The organism is Thermoleptolyngbya oregonensis NK1-22 (genome assembly GCF_032705245.1).
Taxonomy (GTDB): domain Bacteria; phylum Cyanobacteriota; class Cyanobacteriia; order Elainellales; family Elainellaceae; genus Thermoleptolyngbya; species Thermoleptolyngbya sichuanensis.
Map to the genome: position 1 here is coordinate 4,066,629 of NZ_CP053540.1, position 25,685 is coordinate 4,092,313.

The following is a 25,685-nucleotide window of genomic DNA, read 5'->3' on the forward strand; positions in this document are numbered from 1 at the left end:
GTGCCCTTATTCTGCACTGCCGGATTCTGCCTTGACCAGCGGGGCGGGGGCGATCGCCACTGGAGGCACGCGGGAACCGGGCACACCGCTGGCGGCCAGCAGTTCGGCCACCGTGGCGCAGCGCATGGGCAGCCCATAGGTGCTAGGGTTGACAAAGTGCTGATAGGTGAAGTGGCGATAGCCCAGACAGAAGCGATCCCAGGCGGCCATCTGGATGCGGAAGAGGACAATCAGGAGATCGATCAGCCGACGAGTCAGCGGAATGCGGAAATAGATGCGCTTGCCCAGGTAGGCGCTCATGTCGGCGATCGCCCGATTCACCGTGATTGGCTCGCTGCCCAGCACCAGTTCGCGCCGATTCGCGAAGCAATCCGTCCCGGAATCGCCCAGTTCTGGCGGGTGTTCTACGAGATGGGCGACGACTTGGGCAATATCCTGCGCGTGGATAAAGTGAAAACTGCCGTCGAGCTTGAGGAAGCGCAGCAGCCCGATCCATTTTGTGACCTCGGTAATGCCGCCGGAGAGGTGCGAGTAGGGCTTGGTGTCATCGCCGCCAAAGACCAGTGTGGGGAAGACGGTGGTAATTTGGGGGGCGATCGCCAGCTTAGATAGCCGCTGATGGCAGGCATATTTAGCACGGATGTAGTCGGTGCCGATTTCGCCCGCCTGCTTGAGCGGCTTGCCCTCGCGATCCAAAATGCTGGCAGTGGAAAAATAGATGACCTGTTCACACACATCCGGGTCGAGCAGGTTCATCAACCGGATGGTTTTAATCACGTTTACGTCAAATACATCCTGCGCCCCGCCCCACACGGCAGCGGTGAGGATTGCTACGTTAATGGTTTTCAGCAGCTTGTTTTGCTGCTCAATCTGGCGCATGTCGCCCACGATCAGGTGGATTCCCGGCCGCGTGTCTACACTCAGCCGAAACTTTTGCGGGTTTCGCACCAGCAGAAACAGTTCGTGCTGCGTCTGATGAATCAGCACGTCAGCAATGTAGTGCCCAACGCAGCCGCTTGCGCCCGTAAGGAGGATTCGCTTCGGAGTCATGTGTGGGGGTGGCGGAGTGAAGAAACGAAGTAAAAACCTGGGCACGATGTACCCAGGCGTGGGCGCATCCCAGTTCTGCAAGTTTGCCCTCATCCCCCAACCCCTTCTCCCGTTTTGGGAGAAGGGGAGCCGGATTGGGAGTCCCTCTCCCGCTTTGGGAGAGGGATTTAGGGTGAGGGTTACAAAAGGGGATGCACCCCCCAGGCGTTCACTCTACAAAGGCCGCTAGGCGATCGCCAGCAGTTTGTCGGCCTGCTTGGCGGTTTCAAAGAAGAAAGCGGCGTTTTCTTCGGGCGTGCCCGGAAGGATGCCGTGGCCCAGATTGAGAATATGCCCCTGATTTCCGGCTTTGCGGATGGTGTCGAGAATGCGATCGCGGATGAAGGCTTGCGACCCAAACAGCGCGCACGGGTCGATGTTGCCCTGCACCCCTACGGCCGGCCCTAGGCGGCGACGCGCTTCGGCCATGTCTACCGTCCAATCTACGCTGACGATATCCACGCCCGATTGTGCCATGCGCTCCAGCAATCCGGCGCTGCCGTTGATATAGAGAATCATCGGCGTGTCGGGATATTTGGCCTTCACCTGGCGCACAACCTGCTGCTGGTAGGGCAGGGCAAACTGGTCATAGTCCTGCGGGCTAAGGTGACCCGCCCAAGAGTCAAACATCTGCACCACCTGTGCGCCGTTTTCGATTTGATAGCAGACGTAGGTGGCGATCGCATCTGCCAGCTTGCTCAAGAACTGATGCAGAATCGCAGGCTCCGTAAATGCCATGCTCTTGATAATGGTGTAATCCTTCGAGCCTTTGCCCTCGATGGAATAGGCCGCCAGCGTCCAGGGAGCGCCGACGAAGCCCAGCACTGCCGCCTCGTTGCCCACTTCCTGCCGCAGCGTCCGCAGAATCTTGCCGACGAAGCTGAGATGCTGTTCGGGGTCGAGTTCATGAAGTGCATCGACCTGCGCCTGGGTGCGAATGGGCGGATCGATGATGGGGCCGCGGCTTTCGATGATGTCGAAGGGAATACCAATTCCTGGTAGCGGCGTGAGAATATCGGAAAACAGAATCACCCCATCGGGACGAAAGGCTCGCCAGGGCTGGAGCGAAATTTCTACTGCCAGGTCAACCGTTTCCGAGCGCTCACGGAAGGAGGGGTATTTGTCGCGCAAATCCCGATAGATTTTCATGTAGCGCCCGGCCTGGCGCATCATCCACACGGGCGGGCGGTCTAACACCTCTCCACGCGCAGCCCGAAGCAAGTATGGCACTTGGGTTGATCCTGTCATTGAAACGTCTCTCTTTTAAAGGGGTTAGGGATTAGGGTTTGGGGACTAGCGCTGTCGCTCCGCATGGCTGGCGCGAGGGTAAGAAGACCAGGCAAATGGCGAGGTTAGCCATAAAATAATGAGCCTGGAATATATGAGCCTGGATGAACGCGCTCTGGTTGACTCGATTCACTCGACAAGATTCACTCGACAAGTGAACTGGCCAGAGCGTCTTTTCGTCAAGCACAAACTCCGGCAGGTCAGTCACACACAACTGAGCGGTAACGTCTGATTATACGCGATCGCGCACCCCAAAAATCCCTTTTCCACGCTGCACAAAGCAAAGCAGATCTCTCCTTAGGAAGGGCGTTTCAGAGAAAATTTGAACGCATAATTTGATGCAAATCTGCTCCGAAATTCGCAAAAATTAACGATGAAACCTCAGGACTATAGTGTCCAAAACGCAGAGCAAATGTCCAGTTTTGCGTTAGAAGGCGATCGCCCTTTGCATTGCTCCTCAAATTTCCCTTTGACCGGTTAGACGAATAGTAAAAAGACGCAAAAAGACGGGCGATCGCCCAAGCCGAGTCATCAAAACAGAATGCCAGATGACACAGAAGATCCAAAGCTAAATGCCCTTTGGATCACACCATCCGGATGCAAACAGGATGAAAGCCGGATGAAAGCTGGACGCAACCATAAATTTTGCTGGAATCAAGCAAGCAAGCAAAACACCCCTGATTGCAAAATTCGCATCCAGAGGCGCTTTGAAGGCAAACCTGAGAACTGTAAATTCGAGAAATACCGTGAGAAATGCCGTGAGAAATGCCGTGAGAAATACAATGGCGAACCCGAACAGTGAGGACTAGAGTCGTCCAGCAAAACCTAGCCGAAACGACCGCTCACGTAGTCCTGCGTGGCAACCTGCTGGGGGTTGTTGAAAATTTGCTGAGTCGGTGCATATTCCACCAGGTAACCCATCTTGCCGCCCTTTTCAGTGGCCTGCGCGTTAAAGAAGGCCGTCATATCCGACACGCGAGAAGCCTGCTGCATGTTGTGCGTCACGATGATAATCGTGTAGTCCTGCTTCAGTTCTTGCATCAGTTCCTCAACCCGCAGCGTCGAAATCGGGTCCAGCGCCGAACAGGGTTCGTCCATCAGCAGCACTTCCGGCTCGATGGCGATCGCCCGCGCAATACAAAGCCGCTGCTGCTGTCCACCCGACAGCGACAAGCCGCTTTCCTTCAGCTTGTCCTTCACCTCATCCCACAGCGCCGCCGACCGCAGAGAGCGCTCCACTAGCGTATCCATGTCCCCCTTGTAGCCGTTGATCCGGGCCCCAAAGGCGATATTTTCGTAAATTGACTTCGGGAAGGGGTTGGGCTTTTGGAACACCATCCCAATCCGACGGCGCAGTTCAATCGGGTCAACGCTGGGGTCGTAGATATCCACACCGTGATAGGTGATCTTGCCCTCAATGTGGGCCCCCGGAATCAGATCGTTTAAGCGATTGAAGCAGCGCAAAACCGTACTTTTGCCGCAACCCGACGGACCAATAAACGCCGTAATCTTGCGGTCGGGAACATCCATGTATACGTCCTTCACGGCCATCACAGGGCCGTAGAAATAGGACGTTTTTTCGACCCTAAAGGCAGTGCCCGTATCGACAGAAGAACTCACTTGCATGAATAACCTACCTCAAATAACAAATGCAGCAGTTAGAGAACGACCGTTGGGGCAATGGCAACTTGGCGATCGCCCCCATCCCAAGAACCTAAAACTTGCGCTGAAACCTATTTCGCAAGTAAATAGCAACAGAGTTCATCAGCAGCAACAGCGCCATCAGCACGATAATCCCGGCCGCTGAGTTGATATGAAACGGCTTCTGAGGGCGAGACACCCAGTTGTAAATCTGAATCGGCAGCGCCGTGAACGGATCTCTCCAGGACTCCGGCAAGAACGAAATAAACGTCAGCGCCCCAATCGTAATTAGCGCAGCCGTTTCGCCAATCGCACGAGACAGCGCCAAAATCGTTCCTGTCAAAATCCCCGGAAATGCCTGAGGCAAAATCTGATCCCGTACCACCTGCCAGCGTGTTGCCCCCAGCGCAAAGCCCGCCAACCGGAGACTATCGGGCACCGTCCTCAGCGCCTCACGAGTAGACACAATAATCACCGGCAGCACCAGCAGCGCCAGCGTCAGTCCACCAGCCAACAAACTGCGTCCGCCCGTAATCGGCTCCATCAAGCGCACAAATGCCGCCAGACCCAACAGCCCGTAAATAATCGAAGGCACACCCGCAAGGTTGGAGATATTGATCTCGATGAAGTTTGCAAGCCAGCCATCCGAGACAAACTCTTCCAAAAAGATGCCTGCACCGATGCCAATTGGGAAGGAAAAGAGCGCAACAATAAACAGCAGGTAAATCGACCCCACCAGCGCCGATAGCAAACCCGCTTCCTCGGCACGGCGAGAGGGAAAGCTGGTAAGAAACTGCCAATTCAAGCGGGGCAGACCATCCGTCAGCACGTCAATTAGCAGAACCGCTAGAACCAGCAGCGAAATTGCAATAGCCGTTAACGCTGCAAACCTAAAGATTCTATCCCAGCGATAGCGCTGTGCCATGGCGGGCTGAAATTGGCTCTCTCGCGCTGGCGAAAAGTCGCCCGAAATCTGAGGATTTTGAACTGTCATTCGTACTTCTCCCGGAAACGACGGACGACCCAGAAACTGAGGATGTTGAGCACCAGGGTCATCAGGAACAAGGTCATCCCAACCGCAAAAATAGATTTGTAAGCCAGTGACCCCGCAGGCGTATCTCCCAAACTGACCTGCACGATAAACGCTGTCATCGTCATCACAGGTACCAGTGGGTTAAAGCCCAGCGTCGGGTTTTGTCCGGCTGCCAACGACACAATCATCGTTTCACCAATGGCGCGGGACACTGCCAAAATGAACGATGCCACAATGCCCGACAGCGCTGCGGGAACCACGACCGACGTAATTGTCTCGCGTTTGGTCGCACCAATGGCATAGGCCCCCTGACGCAGGCTATTTGGCACTGAATAGATCGCGTCTTCGCTCAGCGAGGCAACCAGGGGAATAATCGAAACGCCCAGAATCAGACCTGCGCTGAGTGCGTTGAAGCCCTGTAGCCCAGGGATAAACCGTTGTAAAAACGGGGTCACCGTGAGCAGCGCAAAATAACCAAACACCACGCTGGGCACACCTGCCAGAATCTCCAGCGCGGGCTTCAGCCACTTCCGAATCTTAGGATTGGCATACTCACTTAAATAAATCGCCGCCAGCAGCCCCAAGGGCAACGCTACCAAAATTGCAATCCCCGTCGTCAGCAGCGTGGCGCTAATCAGCACCCAAATGCCGTACTGAGCGTTGGAAAATAGAGGAGTCCACTGGCGATCGGTCAAAAACCGCCAGAAGGGCACTTCCTGGAAAAACTCAAAAGTTTCAAAAATAAGGGTCAGAACAATACCAAAAGTCGTCACCACGGAAATCAGAGCAAAAGCACCGAAGATAAATTTCACAATACCTTCGGTTCTTTTGCTGCGCTGGCGATTTGGCTGCCAAAGCCCGGATGATTGTTCGCTGGGTAAGCCGCTATTCATGCCAGATAGCCTGTAAAGAGAACAAAGGACACCAATCCAAAAAACAGATATGCCGATATGCCGACAACTGCTGACAAATAGTCAGGGATACCCCAAGCAACTGCTTGATGCGAAATGAGAAGCCAGACACCTCAAGAGGCATCCTGGGTTAACCGCTTTATCGCAAAACTCAATCACACGCAGCACTATCCAGTGAGCTAAGCAGGAAGCTACAAAACTTCCGTCTTCCAGAGTGACACGTACCTCACCACGTCAGGAAATGCTGCATATCGAGATATTCTAATAAGCCCTCTTATTTTTCTAAGGTTCCCTAAGCTACGTCGCAGGGTAAGAAATCAGCTAGTGGCTGGGGTAGCCACTCAGAACACTAAGCGCTACCCCAATCCAACAATCAGGCGAATAGAGTCCGGTGACCTATTCCTTCTTCAGCAGGTCAGCCAACTTCAGACCCACTGCGGAACCGCCCTCAAACACGCTGCCAGTCTTGCGCTGCTCGATCCGTGCCTCAGCCAAATCCTCAATCTCGGTCGGCAAGGGCACATAGCCTACTTCAGAAATCAAACCTGCGTTGGCAGGATCAATTTGGAAGCGGGCAAAGGCGGCAACTGCGGGATTGTCCAGAGAAGTGGTCTTGATGTAGAAGAACTCGGGACGAGACAGTGGCGTATAGGTGCCATCAGCGATGGTTTCTGCGCTAGGCGCAACGCAACCGTTGCCGTTGTCAATTTCAACCAGCTTCAGTCTGTCCCTGTTTTCTTCGTAGTAGGCAAAGCCAAAGAAGCCTAATCCGCCCGGGTCAGAAGCTACACCCTGTACGATCACGTTGTCGTCTTCGCTGGCGGTGAAGTCACCCCGGCTTTCACCTTCTTCGCCAACAATGGCAGCGGTGAAGTAGTCATAGGTGCCAGAGTCGGTGCCGGGGCCGTAAAGACCAAGAGGAAGATCGGGGAAATCGGGGCGAATCTGGTTCCAGTTGCGGATGGTGCCCTGAGCGGCGGGTTCCCACATTTTCTTCAGCTCGTCTACGGTCAAGCAGGTAGCGAACTCATTACTGGGGTTGATCACCACCGAGAGACCGTCATAGGCGATGGGCACTTCGACGTATTCGATGCCGTTTTTGGCACAGAGGTCAATTTCCTCTTGCTTAATGGGGCGCGAAGCGTTAGAGATGTCAGTTTCACCCGCACAGAACTTCTTGAAGCCGCCGCCCGTGCCAGACACGCCGACCGTGACGCGAACGCCGGGGTTTGCTTTCATGAATTCTTCTGCCATTGCTTCGGAGATGGGGAAGACGGTGCTGGAACCATCAACCAGCACGTTACCCGTCAGATCAGAAGTGCCGCCACCTGCTGCGGGGCTTTGGGCAGTGGTGGTGCCGCCGCCCGTGGTAGTGGTGCCGCCACAGGCAACTGCAAGTGCCAAAGAAGCGGCCGTCAGAGCGGCCAGAGTGGCAGAACGCTTGGAACGAAGATTGAATGCCATATCCAGAGATTCCTGTAGGGTTTGTTTCTGTCAAACGTTGGCATTCTACAGTTTCATCGTAAAGAAGAGGTTAAGTTTGTCCAGAAAAGTGTATCCCAGATGACTGAAAATCCCTGTAAAGAAGACGAATGCGGTCTGATGGTGGCGATCGCCCCTCGATGAATCCCTGACAGCGTGGACGTTTCGAGGCCCCAGCCACGGCTACCTAAATTGCATTGCGAAAACTTCCTAAAGTCTTCTTGCGATAGGTCATGAAATCGCCATCAGGCTTCCAATCTCTCCTGATTGCTTCTTTACTGAGCGCTAAATGTTGCCAGAGTGTTGCTCTCTACCGAAAGCGGCGGCGGCGACCAAAGAAACGCCACACTTTGTAGGCTGCAAAGCACAGAAGACCCAGGATGACAATTCCGGTGAGCAGTGGAATCAGGATTGCCATCACTGAAATGACAGACGACGTGAATAGCTCCATCGTGGAAAGGGCCGGGTTGGCGATACCGCCCGTGGTGGCAGTAGACGTGAGGCGGGCCACGTCGGTCATACCTTTGGTGAGTCCGGCGGCTCCGGCTCCGGCGATGATGGCCAGCGTCCACTGGAGAAAGGGGCTGATATCGACTAGGGTAGAGGCCGTCAGCACGGCTCCAGCGACAAGGGCGGCAGGCGTGGTGATCAGATCCAGAATTTCGTCCACCCAAGGGATGTAGTAGCCCGCAATCTCTACCCCAGTGGCCACTGCAAAGGCCGTGATGGCGACTGGAGAGCCGATCCACTCAAAGCCTTGGGCGGGTGTCATATGCCCGGTAGCAGTGGCAATACTCATGACCAAGAATGGGACAAATAGCCGAAACCCGGTGGCCGCGCTAAGGCTAACGCCTGCCAGCAAGCTAATCAAAGTTTCCAAAGAGTCCTCCAGCCCTGAACCAGGGAGCTTTTAAAGAGCGTTGAGTAAAGTTAATTTTTCTAAAAAGCGAATTGTTTCAGCCCTATCTTAGAAATGCCATGTGCAACTTTCAATCTGCCCTCATCCCCCAACCCCTTCGCCCAAGTCAGGAGAAGGGGAGCAAGAGAAGCTTGAAGTCCCTCTCCCAGAGCGGGAGAAGAATTGAGGGTGAGGGGCATCGGCAAAGTTGCACAGCCCGTCTAAAAACCAGTCTGGATCACTGGATTTTTCTAACTTGATTTTTCCAAAGTATTTTAGATGATTTCCAGCTAGGCGCGACAGATCTTGCCGCGTCCAGACTGTTCTGCGGCGAGGGCAAACACTCATTACTCCTAATTACTCAGGGGCCATCTCTATTTGGGATGCGCTGAGCTTATCGAGAAAAGAGGCGAAAATAGAGCGATCGCCCCAATTCTTTGATCGGAAACGCGATATAGGTCAGCGGGTTAATCGTCACGATAATGTCGCGGAAATCGCGCTTGGCCAGTGCCACGATCGCCCCAGCCACCCAGTTCGCATCCATGACACCGATGGGATTGAGGTTGCTCTTGAACGGGCCAAGGATGAGTTTGCGAATGACGCAGGGGGCATCCAGTCGTCGCAGCGTGATCAGGTCGCCCAGGGTCCGCTTCGACAGTTCATACAGCGGGCTGAGGGCAGGGCTGACCTCTGCTTCGGAGGTGTTGATCCAGAGTTCCTTCAGGGCTCGGTGTTCTGACTTTTGCACGGTGCTGAGGAAGAGTTCCGCCAGATTCCACGCCGAAAACGTGTTGACCTGAAAGGATTTTTGGATGGCTTCGGGCGTGCGATCGCCATGCACGTTAATTCCGTGGTTAATGATCAGAATATCTACCGTTTGCAGCCGATCTTTTAGCTCAAGCTCGCGGCCTGCACACCAGGGCAGCACCTCGACGCGATTGCCAAAGTCTGCACCCTCGCAAGTGGTGATGGCGACGGGCTTTGCGCCCTGCTTTTGCAACTGGGCAATCAGCGCCCGCCCCAGCGTCCCCGATGCGCCCGTCACTGCGACCGTTTTGCCCCTTAGCGAAAGCGCCGTGCCCAGCAGTTTGTCCACGATGGTAAAGTACCCGCAATAATAAGCGTTGCCCTGGTCAAAATGATGCCGCCAGTGGTACGTGCGGTTCACCGTCCACTGCGAGGGGATAGTGTCCAGATCGCCCGGCTTGTGGGTGAGGTCAGTAGCCAACAGCCAGCCGCGCGATCGCGCGTATGCGGTGATCAAAAACCCCAGCGAGTAGAGACAGCCCGCTACCAGCGCTAGGTTCCGAGTCAGCGCCAGCAGCATCACCCCTGCCCCCAGCATGGCGATCGCCTCTGGCACATCATTATAAAGTTGCGCCTGCTTATAGGCCTCCAGGCTGACAATGCTGAGGTCGCGGCGATAGGCCTTGTGGTGCAGGTTGTGGCTGCGCTGGAGCGGTTGCCAATAGTGCCCCGCAATGTGGTAACCATCGCGCACCAGTTCGGCCAGCACAACGGAGGCTGCTGCCCACAAAGTAAAGCTGAGAAGACCGCCGGGGGTAATCATTTAGAAATAGTCAGATAGAAATAATCAGAACCAAAAGATTGAAAAAACAGTGAATCAGAGGTCTAACGCAGGGGCAATGCCCGATCTCTGATTGCTGCGGTATTGTGGAAATCATAGTCAGTGTAACGTAATGTGACATCGTTTCAGAAGTGCGATCGCGCTTCAAGAGAGTGCCTGCTGTGGACACACATCTCGGTTTTTTGCGTAAGGCTCTGAAATATCCCCCTTAAATCCCCCTTGTCAAGGGGGACTTCCGATCCATCTCTCCCTGCTTCGGGTTTCGATTCCCCCCTTACTTAAGAGGGGCCAGGGGGGATCAAAGCAACGCCGCTTGAGTTCGATTCCCCCCTTACTTAAGGGGGGCCAGGGGGGATCAAGGCAACGCCGCTCAAGCATAGAAAAGTTGTGTGTACACAGCAGCCAAAGAGCGCAGGGAAGATCGCTGGCAAGCGTACAGAGTTCAGATAGAGTTCAAGATTCAGGACGAGCGATATGTTTTTGGTAACTGGGGCAACGGGCGGACTGGGCAAGCGAATCGTTCGGCAACTGCGCGAGCAAGAGCAACCCGTCCGGGCATTTGTGCGGCTAACGTCTCGCTACGGTGAACTGGAAAAGCGCGGCGCAGAAATCTTCATCGGAGACCTGACCCAGGAACGCGACCTGCAAAAAGCGCTCCAGGGTGTGCAGTACGTCATCAGCGCCCACGGCTCAAACGAAGCCAGTGGCGGGGCCCAAGCGCTCGACTATCGGGCCAACATCGACCTGATCGACCAGGCAAAGGCGGTCGGCGTTCAGCATTTCACCTTCATTTCCGTCATGGGGGCCGACCGCAACTACGAAGACGCGCCCGTGTTCAAAGCGAAGGCAGCAGTAGAGAAATATCTGCAAGCCAGCGGGCTGAACTACACAATTCTGCGTCCGTCTGGCTTTGCATCTAATCTCTTACCTCTGGCAGAACAGTTTCGCAAGAGCGGCGTGTATCTGCTGATTGGTGACCCCAAAACGCGCACCTCTATTATCAGCACTGATGATCTGGCCAAACTGGCGATCGCCTCGGCCACCACACCCGCTGCCCACGGACAAATCTTCAATGCAGGCGGCCCGGAAATCCTGGAGCGCGGCGAAATTCCCAATATCTTTGCCCGCATCTTCAAAAAGGAGCCGATTTTGATCAACCCGCCGCTGCTGGCAATCGACGGGCTGCGGGCGGCAATCGGTCTGGTAAATCCAGAACTCAAAGCCTCGCTGGGCACGTTCCGCACGCTGCTAGCCAATGAGTTTTACACCACGCCTGCCGAGGTGGAGCAGCTTGAGTCTGTCTATGGCATTCAGCTAGAAACGGTGGAAACTTTTATACGGCGATATCTCAGCGCTTAGGGTTTAGCGCTTTGAATTGAGCAGCGTAGATACTGTTTCGGTAGTCAAGGTGCAGGACAAAGTTTGGTCGGTTCAAAGGACTGCCTGGAATGCAAAACACCCTAGATGACCCGGATTCATTTGTGCATGACGGCACCGACAACTTGCATTTTAGTTTCGCCTGCTGCGAGCAAGCGATCACGAAAGGCTCTAATTTGCAGGCAACGGCGAATCAAATTGAGTGCAGGAAAGTAGAGCGCTTTACGCAGACGGACACTCCCGACTTTGCACAGGCGAGTTTTGCCCTGCACGGAGGTGCCCGATAGATGTTTTTGAGGAGTCAAACCCGCAAAGGCAGCCAGTTGTCGAGCCGAAGAGAACAGCGTCACGCGACCGATGTCAGCTAAGACGACAGCGGCATGAAAGCTGGCTTTGCTGATGTCGATACCTAAACAAATCGTGAATGTCATGAGCTAATTTGTAGAGGAGCCTGAAAGCCTTGTTAATCAAGGATTTCCGAGAAACCGCTTTTCCTGGGCAAACATGACCTCAAAGCCACACATGCCAAGGGTTTCAGGCTTCTTAAGATTTGCTTCGTAAATTAGCTCTTAGATGCTCTGATAGTGCCTCAAATTAATGTGGGATAGGTGGCGATGTCATACCAATTCCACGCTCGCGTCGTTAATCCTGCTCTCTGCGCGGCAGTGGTTTTGAAGCGGCTATGCTGCCAAATCCAGTTGAAATAACTGACGACTAACCGAGTCGTCACTTGAGTCTGTTGCCAGACCTTAGCAAACTTATTCTGTCGTCGGTGCCATCTTCCCGTTTGTTGTCGCAACGTCCCATTAGTCCGCTCCAATCGCTGTGTTTTAGCTTTGCCAATGGAGTGTTCTATCTCTAGTGGCAACACTCGCTCGTATCCACCCCAGTCATCCGTATTCAACTGTTTGCAATTGGTCTTTCCTTCGGTGTTGACCACTAATTGCTCAATGAACGCATCGGTGTGTTTGCCCACGCAGGCGGCGAGTATCAAGCCACTGGCGCGAGCCAAGCTCAAGCCAAGCCAACAGTCTCCCCGGTTGCATTCCTCACTGGTGCAATGCTTCTGTTTTTTGCGACAAATGACCACATCTCGTTGGCACAGACTTCCTCGGTCTCGACGGATTGGACTTCCTGGTTATGCACCAGTTGTGCTTTTTGACTGGCAGCCCGCACAAGGCTCACCACGGTGTTGTAGGCAAGTCCACTGGTACGACTGATGCCACGCAGGCTACTGCCCTCACTATGCGCTTGCAGCACTTGGCGAATCTGCTCAGGACTGACGTGGCGACGATAATAAAGGGTATCAAACGACTCACAAAAGGTTTGGTGGCAAGCAGGGCAGAGGTAGCGTTGACGACCATTTGGCAGCTTGCCATGCTTATGAGCTTTGCTATGACTGCATAGAGGGCATTCCATCGCTTTCCTTCCGCTTAAGGTTTTGCTCTACTCTACCAATCCCACGCTAGACTGACGCACGACCCTGGCGGCCTACTGCGGCGCGGTGAACCATTACTGCGAAGCCGAGAAGATTCACATCCGCGAAGCCATGCTGGTAGTGGCCATTCCCCAACAGCCCGCCGAGGTTTTCTGGTTTGAACCGGGGGCGATCGCCCAATACTGGGGCCAGTGGCAGCAGCGCGTAGGGGAATACTATCGGCGCATGGGGTCGAGATAGCCGAAAAATTAGCGGCGATCGCCCTTCCGCAAAAAGCATGAATTGATGATGTACTGACCAACACTTTATTTCAGTGCTGAAAGTTTGGTCAGATTATCGAGGTGCGTCTGCAAACCGAGAATTTACGGAGAGACTTTGAGAGAAAATTACCTGAGGCTATTCTCTGGACAGAGGGATATGGTTTAATCTCCAGTTATTGAGAGTGTTCTCAATTGACTGAGGTGGCAAATCCGTGAAATTGCGGATACACTCAGAGAAGGGCGATCGCCCCAAAAAGTCCGATCCTAGACCTTTATCAGGCTATTTCGTTTGATAATCCATGTTCTTTAAAATCCCTTCTTTTTTGCGCCAGTTTACAGACTTTTTCTAGCGCATACTGGTCAAAGTATTGCGAAGAGGTCGATCCATACAGAAGGGGGTGGGGGGCATTTGCCGATTCAGAGTTGAAGCGTAGTATTGTTTAGACTGAATAGTAACGCTTTTCAAAAATTAAATTCATAAGTGTATAGCTGTGGTGAGCGATGATGCAGAATTTAAACGTTTCCACTCACGAAGCTCCCTCGATGGGGGAACCCGCACTCCAGCTTGTTTCATCGGTTCGCTCGTTTCAGCGCAAAGATTTGCTCCCGCTTGAGCCGGATAGCGTTTGGTCGATCGAGCAAGGAATTGTGCGAACGCTAACCTGGGACGAGGAAGGGCGCACGATTGGGCTAGGCTTTTGGGGACAGGGCGATGTGCTGGGTTTGCCGCTGTCGCCGATTTCGCCCTACCAGGCCGAATGTGTTACCCCCGTCAAAGTCGTGAAGCTGTCGCTTGAAAGTCGGCATCTCCAGGAGGGGCTGATCCGCCGCGCTCGCAAGAGCGAAGAGTTGCTGACGATTGTTCATCAGCCCTCCGTGGTGATGCGACTGTTGCAGCTTTTGGAATGGCTAGCGACCCATTTTGGGCAGCCTGTGCCAGGTGGGCGATCGCTCGATGTGCTGCTGACCCATCAAGAACTCGCAGAAACCATCAGCACTACCCGCGTCACCGTGACTCGCCTGCTGAGCCAGCTAGAGCAAGAAGGCAAAATCGAGCGATCGCAGCGCAACCTAACGCTATTAGCGCCTACCTCTTGAGAGACTGAATCCCAGGGCTATTGCAGAGAAAACGGAGATTGCACCGTCAGGCTCAGATCTGTGCGGGGTTCCACCACCAGAACTTCGACCCGGCGATTCCGGCGAATCAGCAGTTCCGCCGCTGCACCAATGCCTGCACCTGCCAGCACCTCTACAACCTGCACACTGCCAAACACTTCCGCCAGCACCGCCGCCGCTGCTGCACCAATTGCTGCACCCCGCAATACATCAGGGCGATTGCGGCGAGTAATGGTTTCTCGCTTTGTAATTCGATTGGAAGTCGCGTCTAGCGGAATTTCGCGGGTGCTTCCGGCCGGAATGACTGAGCGAGCAAAGAACTGGGTTCCCCCGTCCACTGGGCGCAGTTCGCCCTTAATTTCGCTGCCCGCCCGCAGCATCACCGTGCCGCTGGGGGTTCGCACGTCGCTGGTCAGCGTTAGGGTTAGGGGCGCAGTTTCGGTCGGTAGCACCACCACTCTCTCTGCACCGCTGTAGGCCACAGGCAGCACCGTGCCCGCAGGTAGCCCCACCCGCGCCGGGTTAGAAAAGACCTGAGCAAGCTGAATCGGCTGAGCCACTGCACGCTGTGAAGTCCACACGGGCAGCAGCGAAGTTGCGGTCATGCCAACTGCCAGCAGCAGTGCAGCTTGTGAGCGGTATTGATATTGCTTAAGCATCCCGCGATTCCTCGAAACGAGTCCGTCAGATGCAGTTGACTCGTCTTAGCACAGGCAGGTTCCCCCAATGGAAAGAAAAAGTCTCAAGGCATAGCAAAGCAGGGGGATGACAGGGTGGTTTGGAGTCTGGGGCGATCGCCACGCCCCACTATATCGTTATCGTTCCGCTATATCAATCTCCCAGCGAGATGACCAGCGAGATTAATCGGGATATCAATCGTGGTATCAATCATCCAAATAGCGCAAAGACTCAGCCTCTTCCAAAATCTTTTGAAAATAATCGGTTTGGACGATCTCTGCGACTTCCTGGGCCCGCCTAGACTGGTCGATTTGAATTTCGAGCTGCTCTAGCTGGCGTTTCAGTTCCTCTTCCTTGCGCTTGCGCTCAGTCACGTCTTGCACGATCCCTTCGTAATAGAGCAGGGTGCCGCCGCTGTCATAAACGGCACGAGCATCCATCGCTGTCCAGATGATGCTGCCGTCTTTGCAATAGCTACGAAACTCAAAGCCTTTCAAAAAGCCCTGGGTTGCCAGCACCGCCTTCACTTGAAGACGGAGGGACGGCTCAACATACATCTGTTCGCCAATATCGGTGATGCTAGCGATCATATCAGCAGGCGAATCGTAGCCGTAAATTCTCGCCATCGCCGGGTTGATGGTGATCAGCCGTCCCTCTGGCGTAGACTGAAAAATGCCTTCTAGCGCGTTTTCAAAGATGCTGCGGTAATTTTCCTCGGCAATTCGCAGGGCTTCTTCCTGGCGTTTGCGTTCCGTAATGTTGCGAATGATCAGCAGCACTTCGTCTGGGCCCGTCACCACCACGCGAACCTCTTCAAGCTCAAGCTGCCCATTGATCTCGATCTGCTGTTCATAAAACTGGTACTTGCCCGTTTGGAGGGCTTGTCGAATGTAGCGCATCCGCATCTCTGCTAGATCAGGCGGCATGAGTTCATACACGGTGCTTTTACCTGGAACCATTTTGTCTTTGTTCAGCACTGGGTAGCGATCGCCATTGGCCAGTTCCAGATGGGTGCCGTCCCCGCGCATTCGGATCAGCAAATCGGGAATCGCCTCAATCAGCGCTCGGTTTTTTGCTTCGCTTTGGCGGAGGGCGGCTTCGGAACGTTTGCGCTCGGTGATGTTGCGAATAATGACCAGCACCTCGTCTGGCCCAGTTGCTACTAGGCGCACCTCTTCGGACTGGATCTGCCCGTTAACTTCGATATCCTGCTCATAGAATTGAATCTGTCCCGTCTGGAGTGCCCGCTGAATGTAGTGCATCCGCTGCTCGGCTAGCTCGTAGGGCATGAGATCGTACACGCTGGCATTTCCCTGAACCAGCTTGTCTAACTCCAGAACTGAGTAGCCGTCGCTGTTAGCAATATCTAGATGAGTGCCATCGCCTCGAAAATGCATCAGCAGATCGGGGATTGCTTGGAGGATTGCCTGCTTGTCGGCTTCGCTGCGGCGGAGAGAGTCTTCCGCGAGATGTCGCTCAGTGATGTCTTGGGCAATGTAGACCATGCTGCCATCGGTCATCTGCGATAGGGCAAGGGCCTGGGGGTAGGTTGTGCCATCTTGCCGCTGGGCGATCGCCTCTCCCGTCCAACTGCCTGCCTGGAGGCACTGCGGCAAAATCTCTCGCTCAAACCGCTGTTGTTCCTCTGGCGCGTAGAGGCGCTGCCAGGATTGGCCGATCAAGTGTTCGCGATTGTCGTATTGCCAGAGATTGGCGCAGGCGGGGTTGGCATAGATGATGCACCCGTCATCATTGACAATCGCCATGCCGTAGACCGCGACTTCTAGGGCAGCAAGCTGCTGTTCAGGCGTTAGCCCGACCTGGTTGGGCGCAGGATCATCTTGTTGGCGATCGCCATTTTCAAGAGCCATAGGTGCCGCAAAGAATCAGTGCAACCCGGCACTTCAGGGCTAGCTCAAGAGCTTTGCCGCAGCAAGCTGAATCACGGCTTCAAACACACTCAGATCCGTGTAATAGCTCCCCGTGTCAATCTGCTTGCCCTGAAAGTCGCCACTGCTAGTGTAGATCGCCCCCTCCAACATCAGGTTGTCATGCATTCCAAACTGTTCTACAAACAGGTTGTTTTCATCGCGTTCGGGCGTGGGCTGAAGCACGCGATCGCCATACAGCCGACCGTCATTGCTATAGCCAAACACCGGCTTGCCCTGCGCCGCCATATAGCCCATTTCAAACGCCGTGCCCACGTCCATGCTGGGGCCCCGAAACGGGGTCATGTTGGCCACGATCAGGTCACAGCGATCCATCAGTTGAATGTTGCTTTTGTAGATTGCCAGCCCCGCTTCAACGGGGGTCAACCCCGATAGATCCAGTGCATTGTCAAACGGAAACTGACCGACAAAGCCATATTTTGCACAAATTTCTTTTTTGGCCCGCGCCGCTTCCAGTGGTTCTGGTAAAAAGACATCGGGCCCGGCGAGGTAGATATTCATGAAAGAATGTTGGGGAGTTGGAGTGCTTCGGAGCGGGTCATGCGGGGATATGGGAGGATAGAGATTCAGCTCTTCCCATCCCCCTTTCCCCCGTTACGCCAAGACTCCAGATTAGGTCAACAGGCCGGCGATCGCCGCGCTGACAAAGTTGGTAAACGAGCCTGCAATCATGGCGCGAACGCCCAGGCGGGCTACGTCATCGCGACGACGGGGCACCATGCCGCCAATCACGCCGATTTGCTGACCAATAGACCCCAGGTTCGCAAAGCCGCAGAGGGCAAAGGTGGCGATTGTCGCTGCGCGGGCCCCGATGGCGCTGTTGCTAATAGCTTCTGCCAGATCAGTGTAGGCAATGAATTCATTCAGGATGATTTTCTTGCCCAAAAATACGGCGACGTTGGCACAGTCGGCAATCGGTACGCCCATGATGAACGCCAGCGGAAACAGCAGATAAGACAGCAAAAATTCCATCGAAAGCTGAGGCACACCAATCAGCCCGCCGAGCCAGCCCAAAAAGGCGTTTATAGCAGCAATCAGCGCTAGAAACGCAATCAAAATCGCCATAATGGCTAATACCAACTGGATGCCCTGAATCGCACCATCGGCGATCGCCCCAATCGGATCTTTTGCTGTAGAAGCAGCTTCGGGCGGAATTAGCACCTCCTCTTCGCCTGCTTCTTTACGAGCGATTTCGTCTTCCTTTAGCTCCTCATCTAAAACGGAATCATAGGAAAATTTTCCAGTCTGTGGAAAAAACACCTTTGACATCGCCAAAGCACCCGGCGCATTCATCACCGAAGCAGCAATCAATTGCTCTGGGTTAATACCAAACGAAATATAAGCAGCCAGCACACCGCCCGCCACCGTCGCAAAGCCGCCCGTCATAATAGCGTGCAGTTCCGACAGCGTGACGCGCCCCACAAAGGGCTTAATCATCAGCGGCGCTTCGGTCTGCCCGATGAAAATATTGGCAGCGCAAGACGTTGTTTCAGGGCCAGAAGTTCGCATGGTGCGACGCATCAATCCGGCGATCGCCCCCACAATTTTCTGCATCACGCCCAGGTAATACAAAAGCCCAATCACTCCAGAAAAAAAGATCACCGTGGGCATCACCTTAAAGGCAAAGAAATGCTCCCGAAAATCGGCCCCAAAAACGAACTCCGCACCCGCATCCGCAAAGTTTAGAAATCCCGTAACCAGGTCGCCAATAAACTTGAAAATTTGATAGCCAATTGGCAGCTTCAGCACAAACAAACCCATCAAAAACTGAAGCAAAAAGCCGATGGCCACTGTCCGCCAGTTAATAGCCCGACGATTGACAGAAAACAGATACGCTAAACCAAAAAATATAAGAATCCCAATCAGTGAAATCGCACGTTCCATGGACACTCCCTATCAAGCTTTTCTGAGAGAACCGACAGCGGCACCTCTCGCAAATACACAAAAAACGAGCTTTACTAAACGACAAATCAGGTGTCAAGTACCCGCCGCACAGCATCTCTACGGCATACGCACGACGCTTTGTGCTGCATACAACCTGGCCCTATCTGCATGAGGAGTACGCCCAAAAGTATCAGGTTGACTTGCCCCGGAGTGTATAAACCAAAGCTTTTCTATAGAAAGTCGCGCCTGGAAGGAAAGTCGTTCACATAGCGGCGTGAATCTGCGGCATGAATCTGCGGCATGAATCTGCGGCATGAATCTATAGGGGCACCACCACATCGAAATCACAGTGGAGATAGACGCGCAGAATGTCATCGTTATCTGAACTACCCAGGCGTGTGTATTGAGCGCTACGACGGACATCGGTAGAACCCTGAATAATCCTGCAATATCCCAAATATTCTAGGGAATTAAAAATCCGTCTGTCCTGGGCGATCGCGGCTCCAAGTTTGGGCATTGCTGTTGGAGTTATGCTTGGCGACGGCAAGCCGCAAGGCATTCGGATTTTGCAATTTGGGCGTTTCTTTGGGCGTTTCTACGTCTGATTGTTCCGTTTGGTTGTGAGGAGAGCATGAGATCAACGTTTGAAAAGTGTGAAAAGTGTGAAGAGTTTGAGTTGAATCATTTTTCAGCAGGGGTTAAACAAACTGAAGGAAATCGGTCGCAGATCCAGCCGTCGCCCGCTCAGTCCTTCTGGCAAGTGCTGATGCTGGGTGTGGCGCTGATGACTGGGGGCATGGCGTGGGCCGGGTTGGGGACGTTGGCGCTAGCCTTGCAGAGCGATATCGCCAACACCTCCGAACTTCCAGTCTCCGAACTTCCAGTTTCCGAAATTCCAGCAAGCGAACTCGCTGGAACCAATCTGTCCGAATACAGCCTGGATACTCCGGCAAGCACCGTCAGCCTGACCACACTCGACCAGCTTTCGGAATATGGCGGCGAAAACCGAGGCGACGGCAACATGGCCCAGGTCACGTCTGTCACCGAGTTTTCTGACGTTAGCCCCGGCGACTGGGCCTACGAAGCCCTCGCCTATCTCGCAAATTCTGAGAGCCAGGGTGGTTTGGACTGTCTGGAGGGCTACCCCAACGGCACCTACCTGGGCGGACGGGCCATGACCCGCTACGAATTCGCCGCAGGTCTAGCGTCCTGTCTGGATGCAGTCGTGGGACGGCTGGAAAGCCTCGACCCCGAAGCTCTGGCCCGCATCGAAGCGCTCCAGCGAGAGTTTGCGTCTGAACTCGCCGCCCTGCGCGGCCGGGTCGATGCCCTCGAGGCCGCCGTCGAAGAACTGCAAGCGAACCAGTTCTCCACCACCACCACCCTCTTTGGTGAAACCATCTTTTCCATTGCCGACATTTTTGGCAGCAACGTAGACGATGCCAATAGCACCGTCTTCCAGGCCCGCGTCCGCCTCAACTTCAATACCAGCTTTACGGGTCAAGACCTGCTGAATACCCGTCTTCAGTTCTCCAACCTGGAGTTTTTTAACCTGGGAGACAACGAACTGCCCGACAGTTTCACGGCTGGCAATGTTGTGCCGATGGCGACGTTTCCCAACCCCTACTTGCGGCAAACTTCGCCCTACTATTTCTTTGGCACTAACCGCTTCGACGTAACCCGCCTGTTCTATGCTTTTCCGGTGGGGAACCTGCGCGTCACGCTGGCGGCTACGGGCACAGGCATTACCGATATCGTCTCCAGCATTAGCCCCATCGATGCAGGCGGCTACGGCTCCATCAGTTTTCTAGCCTATAACCCGATCTACGATGCGGGTGCGCCCAGCTCTGGTATTGGTTTAACCTACGACTTTAGCGACACCTTCCAGATTGGTGTAGGTTATCTGACGGGCTTTGGCCAGGGCAATCCGTCTCCTGGCTTTGGGCTGTTCAACGGGGGCTATTCTCTGTTTGGGCAACTCACCTTCCGGCCGGGGCCCCTGTCGATTGGTCTGATCTATCTCAACGGGTATAACAACCTGGAGTCGAGCGGTTTGCCTGCCGCCGTGACCAACCAGTACGGCATTACCATCAACTACGCGCTGTCGGATACCTTCAACATCGGAGCCTGGTTTAACTATGAAGACGGCATCCTGATTGGAACGGCGGATTATCGCTCGGTGGCCTATGCGGGCTATCTGGCGATTAACGACTTGGGCGGGCCCAATAACCAGCTTGTTTTGGCAGCAGGGGTGCCGCCTCGCATTTCTGACTACGAGATCGGCAGCACTCGCATCGGCGCGTTTATTGACGATGCTGCGTTTTCGGCAGAGCTTTCGTACCGCATTAGCTTTAGCGACAATATCTCGCTGACTCCAGGCATCATCTGGACGGCTGACCCCGGCAACAACAACGACAATAGCGACACCTTCCTAGGTGTGCTTCGCACAACGTTCTATTTCTAGTTTGTTCGCAAGTTGACCGCTCTGATTCTCACCCTGCAAATCGTCTGGCTCAGAGTGGAGGTGATAGTTTCATTCCTGCTGCATTCGTGCAGACCTAGGCAACTCGTTCAACAACTCGTTCAACAATTCGTTCAGAGCTTTTGCAGCATCGGCTGTTAACAAAAATCTGTGCGTATCACAAAGGGCCTTTTTGAGGATCTTGTTCAGCAAGATTCACGAAAAGGTTCTTTTTTTGGGTCTATTTTTGACTATTTTTGACTACTTTTGAACAGTGAATAACAGATGAGTTGGCAGGTAAGTTAGCAGGTGAGTTTTTGGGCGATCGCTCTTTTCCAAGGGTTCGTTTAGCGTGCCACCCCCCGACCAATCGCCCTTGATCGACAAAGCCTGCTTCGGAAAAATCGCAGCAAAGCCATGTGCTTTCTAAAACTTCAACTTTTATTAAAGGAGCGATTAAAGGTTCCCATAAAGTCTTTGCCTTGCAATGAATACTGAACTAAATTGAATTAGTTAGTGTAAATAATAATACTTTACTTTAAGGGTTTACACTTAGAAAAAGATCATGATCTTCACCCTGCATCCAACGCATAGGTGACTGACTCAATCTGCTCTAGTCGGTGTTCTCGCTTTATCTGCGATCGCGGGTGCGTCTCTTCTCTGTTGATCAATTTCGTTGCACTGCGCGTATGAATCCTCCTGAAATCGAATCGTCACGTTTACTTTTAGTCGAAGATGATCCCAATGATGTTGAACTGATCCGCCTTGCTCTGGAGACTGGCGGGCTAGCAGCCCCAATGGATGTGGTCAACGATGGAGAAGCCGCCTTGAACTACTTACTCGGCGAGGCTCTGGGCGATTCATTGGATGACGCTTCCCAAGCCGCGGCGGTGCGTCCGCTGCCCCGCTTTGTGCTGCTGGATTTGAAACTCCCTCGCATCAATGGGATTCAGCTTTTGCAAAGGCTGCGATCGCACCCCCGCACTCGTCGTCTCGTCATCGTGGTCATGTCCTCTTCCCAAGAAGACCAAGATCTCAACGCCTGCTATGACCTGGGTGTCAATAGTTACATCGTGAAACCCCAGGACTTCCAGCAATTTTCAGACGCGGTTCAGCAAATCAGTCACTACTGGATGCAGTTGAATTGTCCGCCGCTACCCACTCCTCTGCCCTCTTAACTTCTCAGCAGCGAGGGGGGGCAAATCCCCACCATCTCGCCCCATCCCGCTAATGGTTGTCTAGGGAGATGCATTAAATCTAGAATCCCGATATACTGAGTTATCCGCTTTACCAGCACAGCCAGATGAAACCATCGAAGCAGCGAGTTCTGCTTGAACTGATTTCTGTTTTTGCAATGGGTTCAAGCGATGAACGGATTGCTGTAAGGCTGCGGTTACGCTGCTTACACTGCTGCTTTGAGTGGCGATTGAAATGGAGTCAAGCTGTTTTTTGGCAGACGTTCCCGTTTCGGCGGTAGCACTGCTTACTGTTGGAAAGTGGGCTATCAGGGTGTCAGAAGATTGGGATGAGAACATCGCAGAACACTGGGGCAAAACCTTCGGAGCAGGATGGACTCCTGCCAAAGAGTTGCCACTTGGTGTGTTCTGCTGCTTTGGCTTTAGCAGATACGATGCTTTAGCAAATGAGTGCCGACCAGGTTAGGCTAGTTATCAACTGCTTGATGCGGTATTAGGTGTGGCCGAAATGGGCGATTCGTAGCAAACGCAATGCGCCTTGTGGAGGTAGCCTACGGTTCAAGCCGTTGAGATTAAAGGCTTGGCAGCGATTCAGGGACCGTCTGTTAGGGCTTCTTACTGGATGACATATCTAGTAGTCTGAACAGACAGATTTGGAATTCAAATCAGTTTTGAAGTCACTTCAATGCTTTTTTAATCAGGGCATTTTTCTCCTGGAAATGTGTCTCTCGAAGTGATTGTCTAAGGTTAAGCCTGAGATGTTTTATTTCAAAAGCCTGCTCAATTTGCGTGAAAAGGACGCGATTGAGTGACTCAATTCCATTCAATTCCAAAGCTTTTCAACCTCTTGATTCAACCTCTTGATTAAGTCGGAACTGCTTGTGTTCAGCAAGGGCGATCGCCCAGATTCCATCTATTTGGATTTAGCTGATTGGATTTAGCTGAACCGGATTTATCAGCAGCATCCTTGGCTTTGTTCCGTTTATAAGCTAGGCGGGCACGCCATTTTGGAAGTTGAACCCTATCGGAGAGAGCATCTACAGTGCCGTCATCCCCCGAACTGCCGCTTAAACTGCTGCTGGTCGAAGATTCTGCAATGGATGCTGAACTGGTTGCGCTGACTCTAGAAGAGAACGGCGTGCCGTTTACCTGTGACATTGTGGACTCACTATCAACCTATCAACAGTGCGTCAAAGAGCATGACTATGACGCTGTATTAGCCGACTATCGCCTGCCTGGATTTACGGCCTACGAGGCCCTGGCGGCGTTGCAGTCTGCCGGACGGGATGTGCCGCTGATCTTGGTGACTGGAAGCCTGGGCGAAGAGGCTGCGGTGGACTGCATTAAGGCGGGCATGACGGACTATGTGATGAAGGATCGGCTCTTTCGGCTGCCGATGGTGCTGAGGCGATCGCTCCAGGAATATGCCCTGCGCCGTCAAAAGCTGGCTGCTGACCAGCGCCTCCGACAGCAGACGCGCCAGGTCGCCATCATGAACCAGGTGTTACGCAAGATGCGCGAAACGCTGGTATTGGACGATTTGATGCAGTCTACGATGGATTTACTGCATCGGGTGCTGGATGTGGACATCTGTGCGCTGTTAATGCAAGAGGATGTGGCTCAGCAGTCGAAGTTGCAAACCGTAATTGCCCGCTGCGTCAGCCAACCTACACCAGAGCGCGATCGCCTGCTGGGTCGAAAATTTGAGTGCGGGTTTCAGCGCCACTATGGCGATCGCCTGTTGCAGGGTCAGTCAATCGTCTTATCCACCATTCCAATTGATTCTCCAGTTGATATTCTGTCCATTTCGCAATCCTGGAATATTCAGTCCACGCTGATTGTGCCGATGCTGTATCAGCAGACCTATTTGGGTTCTATCGCGCTGCATCAGTGCCAGCGTCAGCGGGATTGGAGTCGCGAAGAGGTGGATTTGGTAGAGGCGATCGCCGGCCAGTTTGCCCTGGCCATCCACCAGGCCCAGTTGTTTGAACAGGTGCAGCAGCAGGCTCAGCGAGAGCAGTTTCTCAACCAGCTTGGGCAAACCCTCAATTCCAGCCTAGATCTGGATTTTATCTTGCAAGAACTGGTGCGGCTGGCGGGAGAATACTTCGGGGTAGACCGCGTGGTGCTGCTGCGGCATGAGGCAGAGTGGATTGTGCCCCAGACAGAGTGGCGAGCCTCGGACGCGGTGATACCCAGCCTGGATTTGCCGCTGCCCATGCACGAATGGCAGGACTTTTTCCGACCCGATGGAGACTATCTAACGCAGAAAGTCTGGCACGCTCCCGTGTTTCTCGAAGATCCGTGGGTGCAGAAAATCCCCAGCGCCCGCCTGCGGGGCCAACGCAAGCACATCCAGTCCATGCTCAGCACGCCAATTCTCGTGCGCGGGCAGCACTATGGCGAACTGTCGCTCGATTGCACCCAGACCCGCCGCACCTTCACGACCGACGAGATCCAGCTTGTGCAGCGACTAGCAGACGCAACGGCGATCGCCCTGTTCAATGCCCAGAGCTATGAACGATTGGAAAAACTGGTGCAGGAGCGAACCCAAGAGCTAGAACAAGAAAAGCGAATTTCAGAAGCCGCCAACCGTGCCAAGAGCGAATTTTTGACTCATATGAGCCACGAACTGCGAACCCCGCTCACGGGCATTTTGGGCTTTGCCGACGTATTGAGCCGCCAACTCCACGGCCCCCTCAGCAGCCTCCAGCGGCAATATGTGGAGGGGATTCGCTCCTGTGGCGACCATCTGCTGGATCTCATCAACGACCTGCTGGATTTGTCTAAAATCGAAGCCGGACGCGAGGAACTGTTTTTTGAACCCGTTCTGGTTCAGGAAGTCTGCGATGCCTGCATGAGCATGGTGCAAGAAACTGCCCAAAAGCGGGGACTACGGCTGATTCTTGACATCGCCCAAGATGTTACCGTTTGCACAGCCGACAAGCGCCGCCTCAAGCAAATCCTGTCGAACTTGCTAGCCAACGCGGTTAAATTTACCGATGAAGGCTCGGTGACGCTGAAGGTATGGCAGCAGGCAAAAGCACTGCACTTTGCCGTAATCGACACGGGCATTGGCATTGCCCCGTCCGACCAGAGCCGTCTTTTTCAAGCCTTTCAGCAGCTCAACGGAGGCCTCAACCGCAAATACGAAGGCACCGGGTTGGGCCTGGTGCTGTCGAGCAAGCTGGCCCGGCTGCACGGCGGCCAGATTACGGTGTCGTCGGAGCTAGGAAAAGGCAGTTGCTTCACAGTTATTCTGCCAGAGAAAATTCCGCCCCTTAGCCCCTCCCCTTAGCCCCGCCCTTTAGCCATGATGGGTGCATCTGAACCGTCGGAAATTTCTGCGTTGATTTCTGAGTCAATCTCTAAGTCAATCTACCATCGCCACTGTCGC

The 25,685-nt window shown here is 53.8% G+C and carries 21 protein-coding genes and 1 pseudogene; 7 read left to right on the forward strand and 15 right to left on the reverse strand.

Going from position 1 to position 25,685, the window contains the following annotated elements:
• Positions 1-6: 6 nt before the first annotated feature.
• Positions 7-1,050, reverse strand: coding sequence for an NAD-dependent epimerase/dehydratase family protein (locus tag HNI00_RS17055; RefSeq protein WP_316787810.1), 1,044 nt, complete (start codon positions 1,048-1,050; stop codon positions 7-9).
• A gap of 225 nt (positions 1,051-1,275) precedes the next feature.
• Entirely contained in the window at positions 1,276-2,337 is a 1,062-nt protein-coding gene (gene hemE, locus HNI00_RS17060; protein WP_172358065.1) for a uroporphyrinogen decarboxylase, read from the reverse strand.
• Positions 2,338-2,917: 580 nt separating this feature from the next.
• Here hemE and HNI00_RS17065 point away from each other — a divergent pair.
• On the forward strand, positions 2,918-3,178 hold the full coding sequence (locus tag HNI00_RS17065) for a hypothetical protein (protein ID WP_316787814.1): 261 nt from the start codon (positions 2,918-2,920) through the stop codon (positions 3,176-3,178).
• Between the two features lie 23 nt (positions 3,179-3,201).
• Here the strand turns inward: HNI00_RS17065 and pstB are convergent, their stop codons facing one another.
• The 6 genes from pstB to HNI00_RS17095 form a co-directional block, all read right to left on the reverse strand.
• Positions 3,202-4,002 (reverse strand): phosphate ABC transporter ATP-binding protein PstB, encoded by an 801-nt coding sequence (pstB, locus tag HNI00_RS17070; protein ID WP_172357215.1) that lies wholly within the window; start codon positions 4,000-4,002, stop codon positions 3,202-3,204.
• 88 nt (positions 4,003-4,090) lie between these two features.
• Positions 4,091-5,011 carry a phosphate ABC transporter permease PstA gene (pstA, locus tag HNI00_RS17075; RefSeq protein WP_316787817.1) on the reverse strand — a complete coding sequence of 307 codons (921 nt, stop codon included), beginning with the start codon at positions 5,009-5,011 and terminating at the stop codon, positions 4,091-4,093.
• Positions 5,008-5,943: a phosphate ABC transporter permease subunit PstC gene (gene pstC, locus HNI00_RS17080; protein ID WP_316787819.1), complete on the reverse strand. Its 936-nt coding sequence runs from the start codon at positions 5,941-5,943 to the stop codon at positions 5,008-5,010. The genes pstA and pstC overlap by 4 nt, the downstream gene beginning before the upstream one ends.
• A gap of 414 nt (positions 5,944-6,357) precedes the next feature.
• Positions 6,358-7,425, reverse strand: coding sequence for a PstS family phosphate ABC transporter substrate-binding protein (locus tag HNI00_RS17085; protein WP_316787821.1), 1,068 nt, complete (start codon positions 7,423-7,425; stop codon positions 6,358-6,360).
• 328 nt (positions 7,426-7,753) lie between these two features.
• The gene (locus tag HNI00_RS17090; RefSeq protein WP_297079678.1) at positions 7,754-8,323 is read right to left on the reverse strand and encodes a DUF4126 domain-containing protein; all 570 of its coding nucleotides are present in this window, start codon (positions 8,321-8,323) and stop codon (positions 7,754-7,756) included.
• A 412-nt stretch (positions 8,324-8,735) separates the two neighbouring features.
• Positions 8,736-9,911, reverse strand: coding sequence for a bifunctional sterol desaturase/short chain dehydrogenase (locus HNI00_RS17095; protein ID WP_316787824.1), 1,176 nt, complete (start codon positions 9,909-9,911; stop codon positions 8,736-8,738).
• Between the two features lie 492 nt (positions 9,912-10,403).
• Here HNI00_RS17095 and HNI00_RS17100 point away from each other — a divergent pair, with 492 nt between their 5' ends.
• Positions 10,404-11,288: an SDR family oxidoreductase gene (locus HNI00_RS17100; RefSeq protein WP_316787826.1), complete on the forward strand. Its 885-nt coding sequence runs from the start codon at positions 10,404-10,406 to the stop codon at positions 11,286-11,288.
• A 101-nt stretch (positions 11,289-11,389) separates the two neighbouring features.
• Here HNI00_RS17100 and HNI00_RS17105 read toward each other — a convergent pair.
• Together HNI00_RS17105 and HNI00_RS17110 are read right to left on the reverse strand one after the other, a co-directional pair.
• Positions 11,390-11,686 (reverse strand): annotated as a pseudogene (locus HNI00_RS17105) (transposase); the annotation flags it as partial.
• 209 nt (positions 11,687-11,895) lie between these two features.
• A protein-coding gene (locus HNI00_RS17110) for an IS1 family transposase (protein ID WP_316787830.1) occupies positions 11,896-12,725 on the reverse strand; the annotation gives its coding sequence in 2 pieces (ribosomal slippage) (positions 11,896-12,381 and positions 12,384-12,725; 828 coding nt in all).
• An 85-nt stretch (positions 12,726-12,810) separates the two neighbouring features.
• Here HNI00_RS17110 and HNI00_RS17115 point away from each other — a divergent pair.
• Together HNI00_RS17115 and HNI00_RS17120 are read left to right on the forward strand one after the other, a co-directional pair.
• Entirely contained in the window at positions 12,811-12,984 is a 174-nt protein-coding gene (locus tag HNI00_RS17115) for a hypothetical protein (RefSeq protein WP_316787832.1), read from the forward strand.
• Between the two features lie 563 nt (positions 12,985-13,547).
• Positions 13,548-14,102, forward strand: coding sequence for a Crp/Fnr family transcriptional regulator (locus HNI00_RS17120; RefSeq protein WP_316787834.1), 555 nt, complete (start codon positions 13,548-13,550; stop codon positions 14,100-14,102).
• A gap of 17 nt (positions 14,103-14,119) precedes the next feature.
• On the opposite strand, the gene HNI00_RS17125 is transcribed toward HNI00_RS17120, so the two are convergent.
• The 5 genes from HNI00_RS17125 to HNI00_RS17145 all read right to left on the reverse strand — a co-directional run bounded on the left by HNI00_RS17125 (position 14,120) and on the right by HNI00_RS17145 (position 19,148).
• Positions 14,120-14,779 carry a hypothetical protein gene (locus tag HNI00_RS17125; protein ID WP_277773778.1) on the reverse strand — a complete coding sequence of 220 codons (660 nt, stop codon included), beginning with the start codon at positions 14,777-14,779 and terminating at the stop codon, positions 14,120-14,122.
• A gap of 225 nt (positions 14,780-15,004) precedes the next feature.
• On the reverse strand, positions 15,005-16,669 hold the full coding sequence (locus HNI00_RS17130) for a PAS domain-containing protein (RefSeq protein ID WP_316787837.1): 1,665 nt from the start codon (positions 16,667-16,669) through the stop codon (positions 15,005-15,007).
• A gap of 39 nt (positions 16,670-16,708) precedes the next feature.
• Positions 16,709-17,248: a nucleoside 2-deoxyribosyltransferase gene (locus HNI00_RS17135; RefSeq protein WP_316787839.1), complete on the reverse strand. Its 540-nt coding sequence runs from the start codon at positions 17,246-17,248 to the stop codon at positions 16,709-16,711.
• A 111-nt stretch (positions 17,249-17,359) separates the two neighbouring features.
• Entirely contained in the window at positions 17,360-18,631 is a 1,272-nt protein-coding gene (locus tag HNI00_RS17140; protein WP_316787841.1) for a NupC/NupG family nucleoside CNT transporter, read from the reverse strand.
• Positions 18,632-18,950: 319 nt separating this feature from the next.
• Positions 18,951-19,148, reverse strand: coding sequence for a hypothetical protein (locus HNI00_RS17145; protein ID WP_316787843.1), 198 nt, complete (start codon positions 19,146-19,148; stop codon positions 18,951-18,953).
• A 114-nt stretch (positions 19,149-19,262) separates the two neighbouring features.
• Here HNI00_RS17145 and HNI00_RS17150 point away from each other — a divergent pair, with 114 nt between their 5' ends.
• The 3 genes from HNI00_RS17150 to HNI00_RS17160 all read left to right on the forward strand — a co-directional run bounded on the left by HNI00_RS17150 (position 19,263) and on the right by HNI00_RS17160 (position 25,586).
• The gene (locus HNI00_RS17150) at positions 19,263-21,095 is read left to right on the forward strand and encodes an iron uptake porin (RefSeq protein WP_316787845.1); all 1,833 of its coding nucleotides are present in this window, start codon (positions 19,263-19,265) and stop codon (positions 21,093-21,095) included.
• A 686-nt stretch (positions 21,096-21,781) separates the two neighbouring features.
• Complete coding sequence (locus HNI00_RS17155) at positions 21,782-22,270, forward strand: response regulator (RefSeq protein WP_316787847.1); 489 nt, start codon at positions 21,782-21,784, stop codon at positions 22,268-22,270.
• 1,060 nt (positions 22,271-23,330) lie between these two features.
• Positions 23,331-25,586, forward strand: coding sequence for a hybrid sensor histidine kinase/response regulator (locus HNI00_RS17160; protein ID WP_316787849.1), 2,256 nt, complete (start codon positions 23,331-23,333; stop codon positions 25,584-25,586).
• Positions 25,587-25,685: the final 99 nt, after the last annotated feature.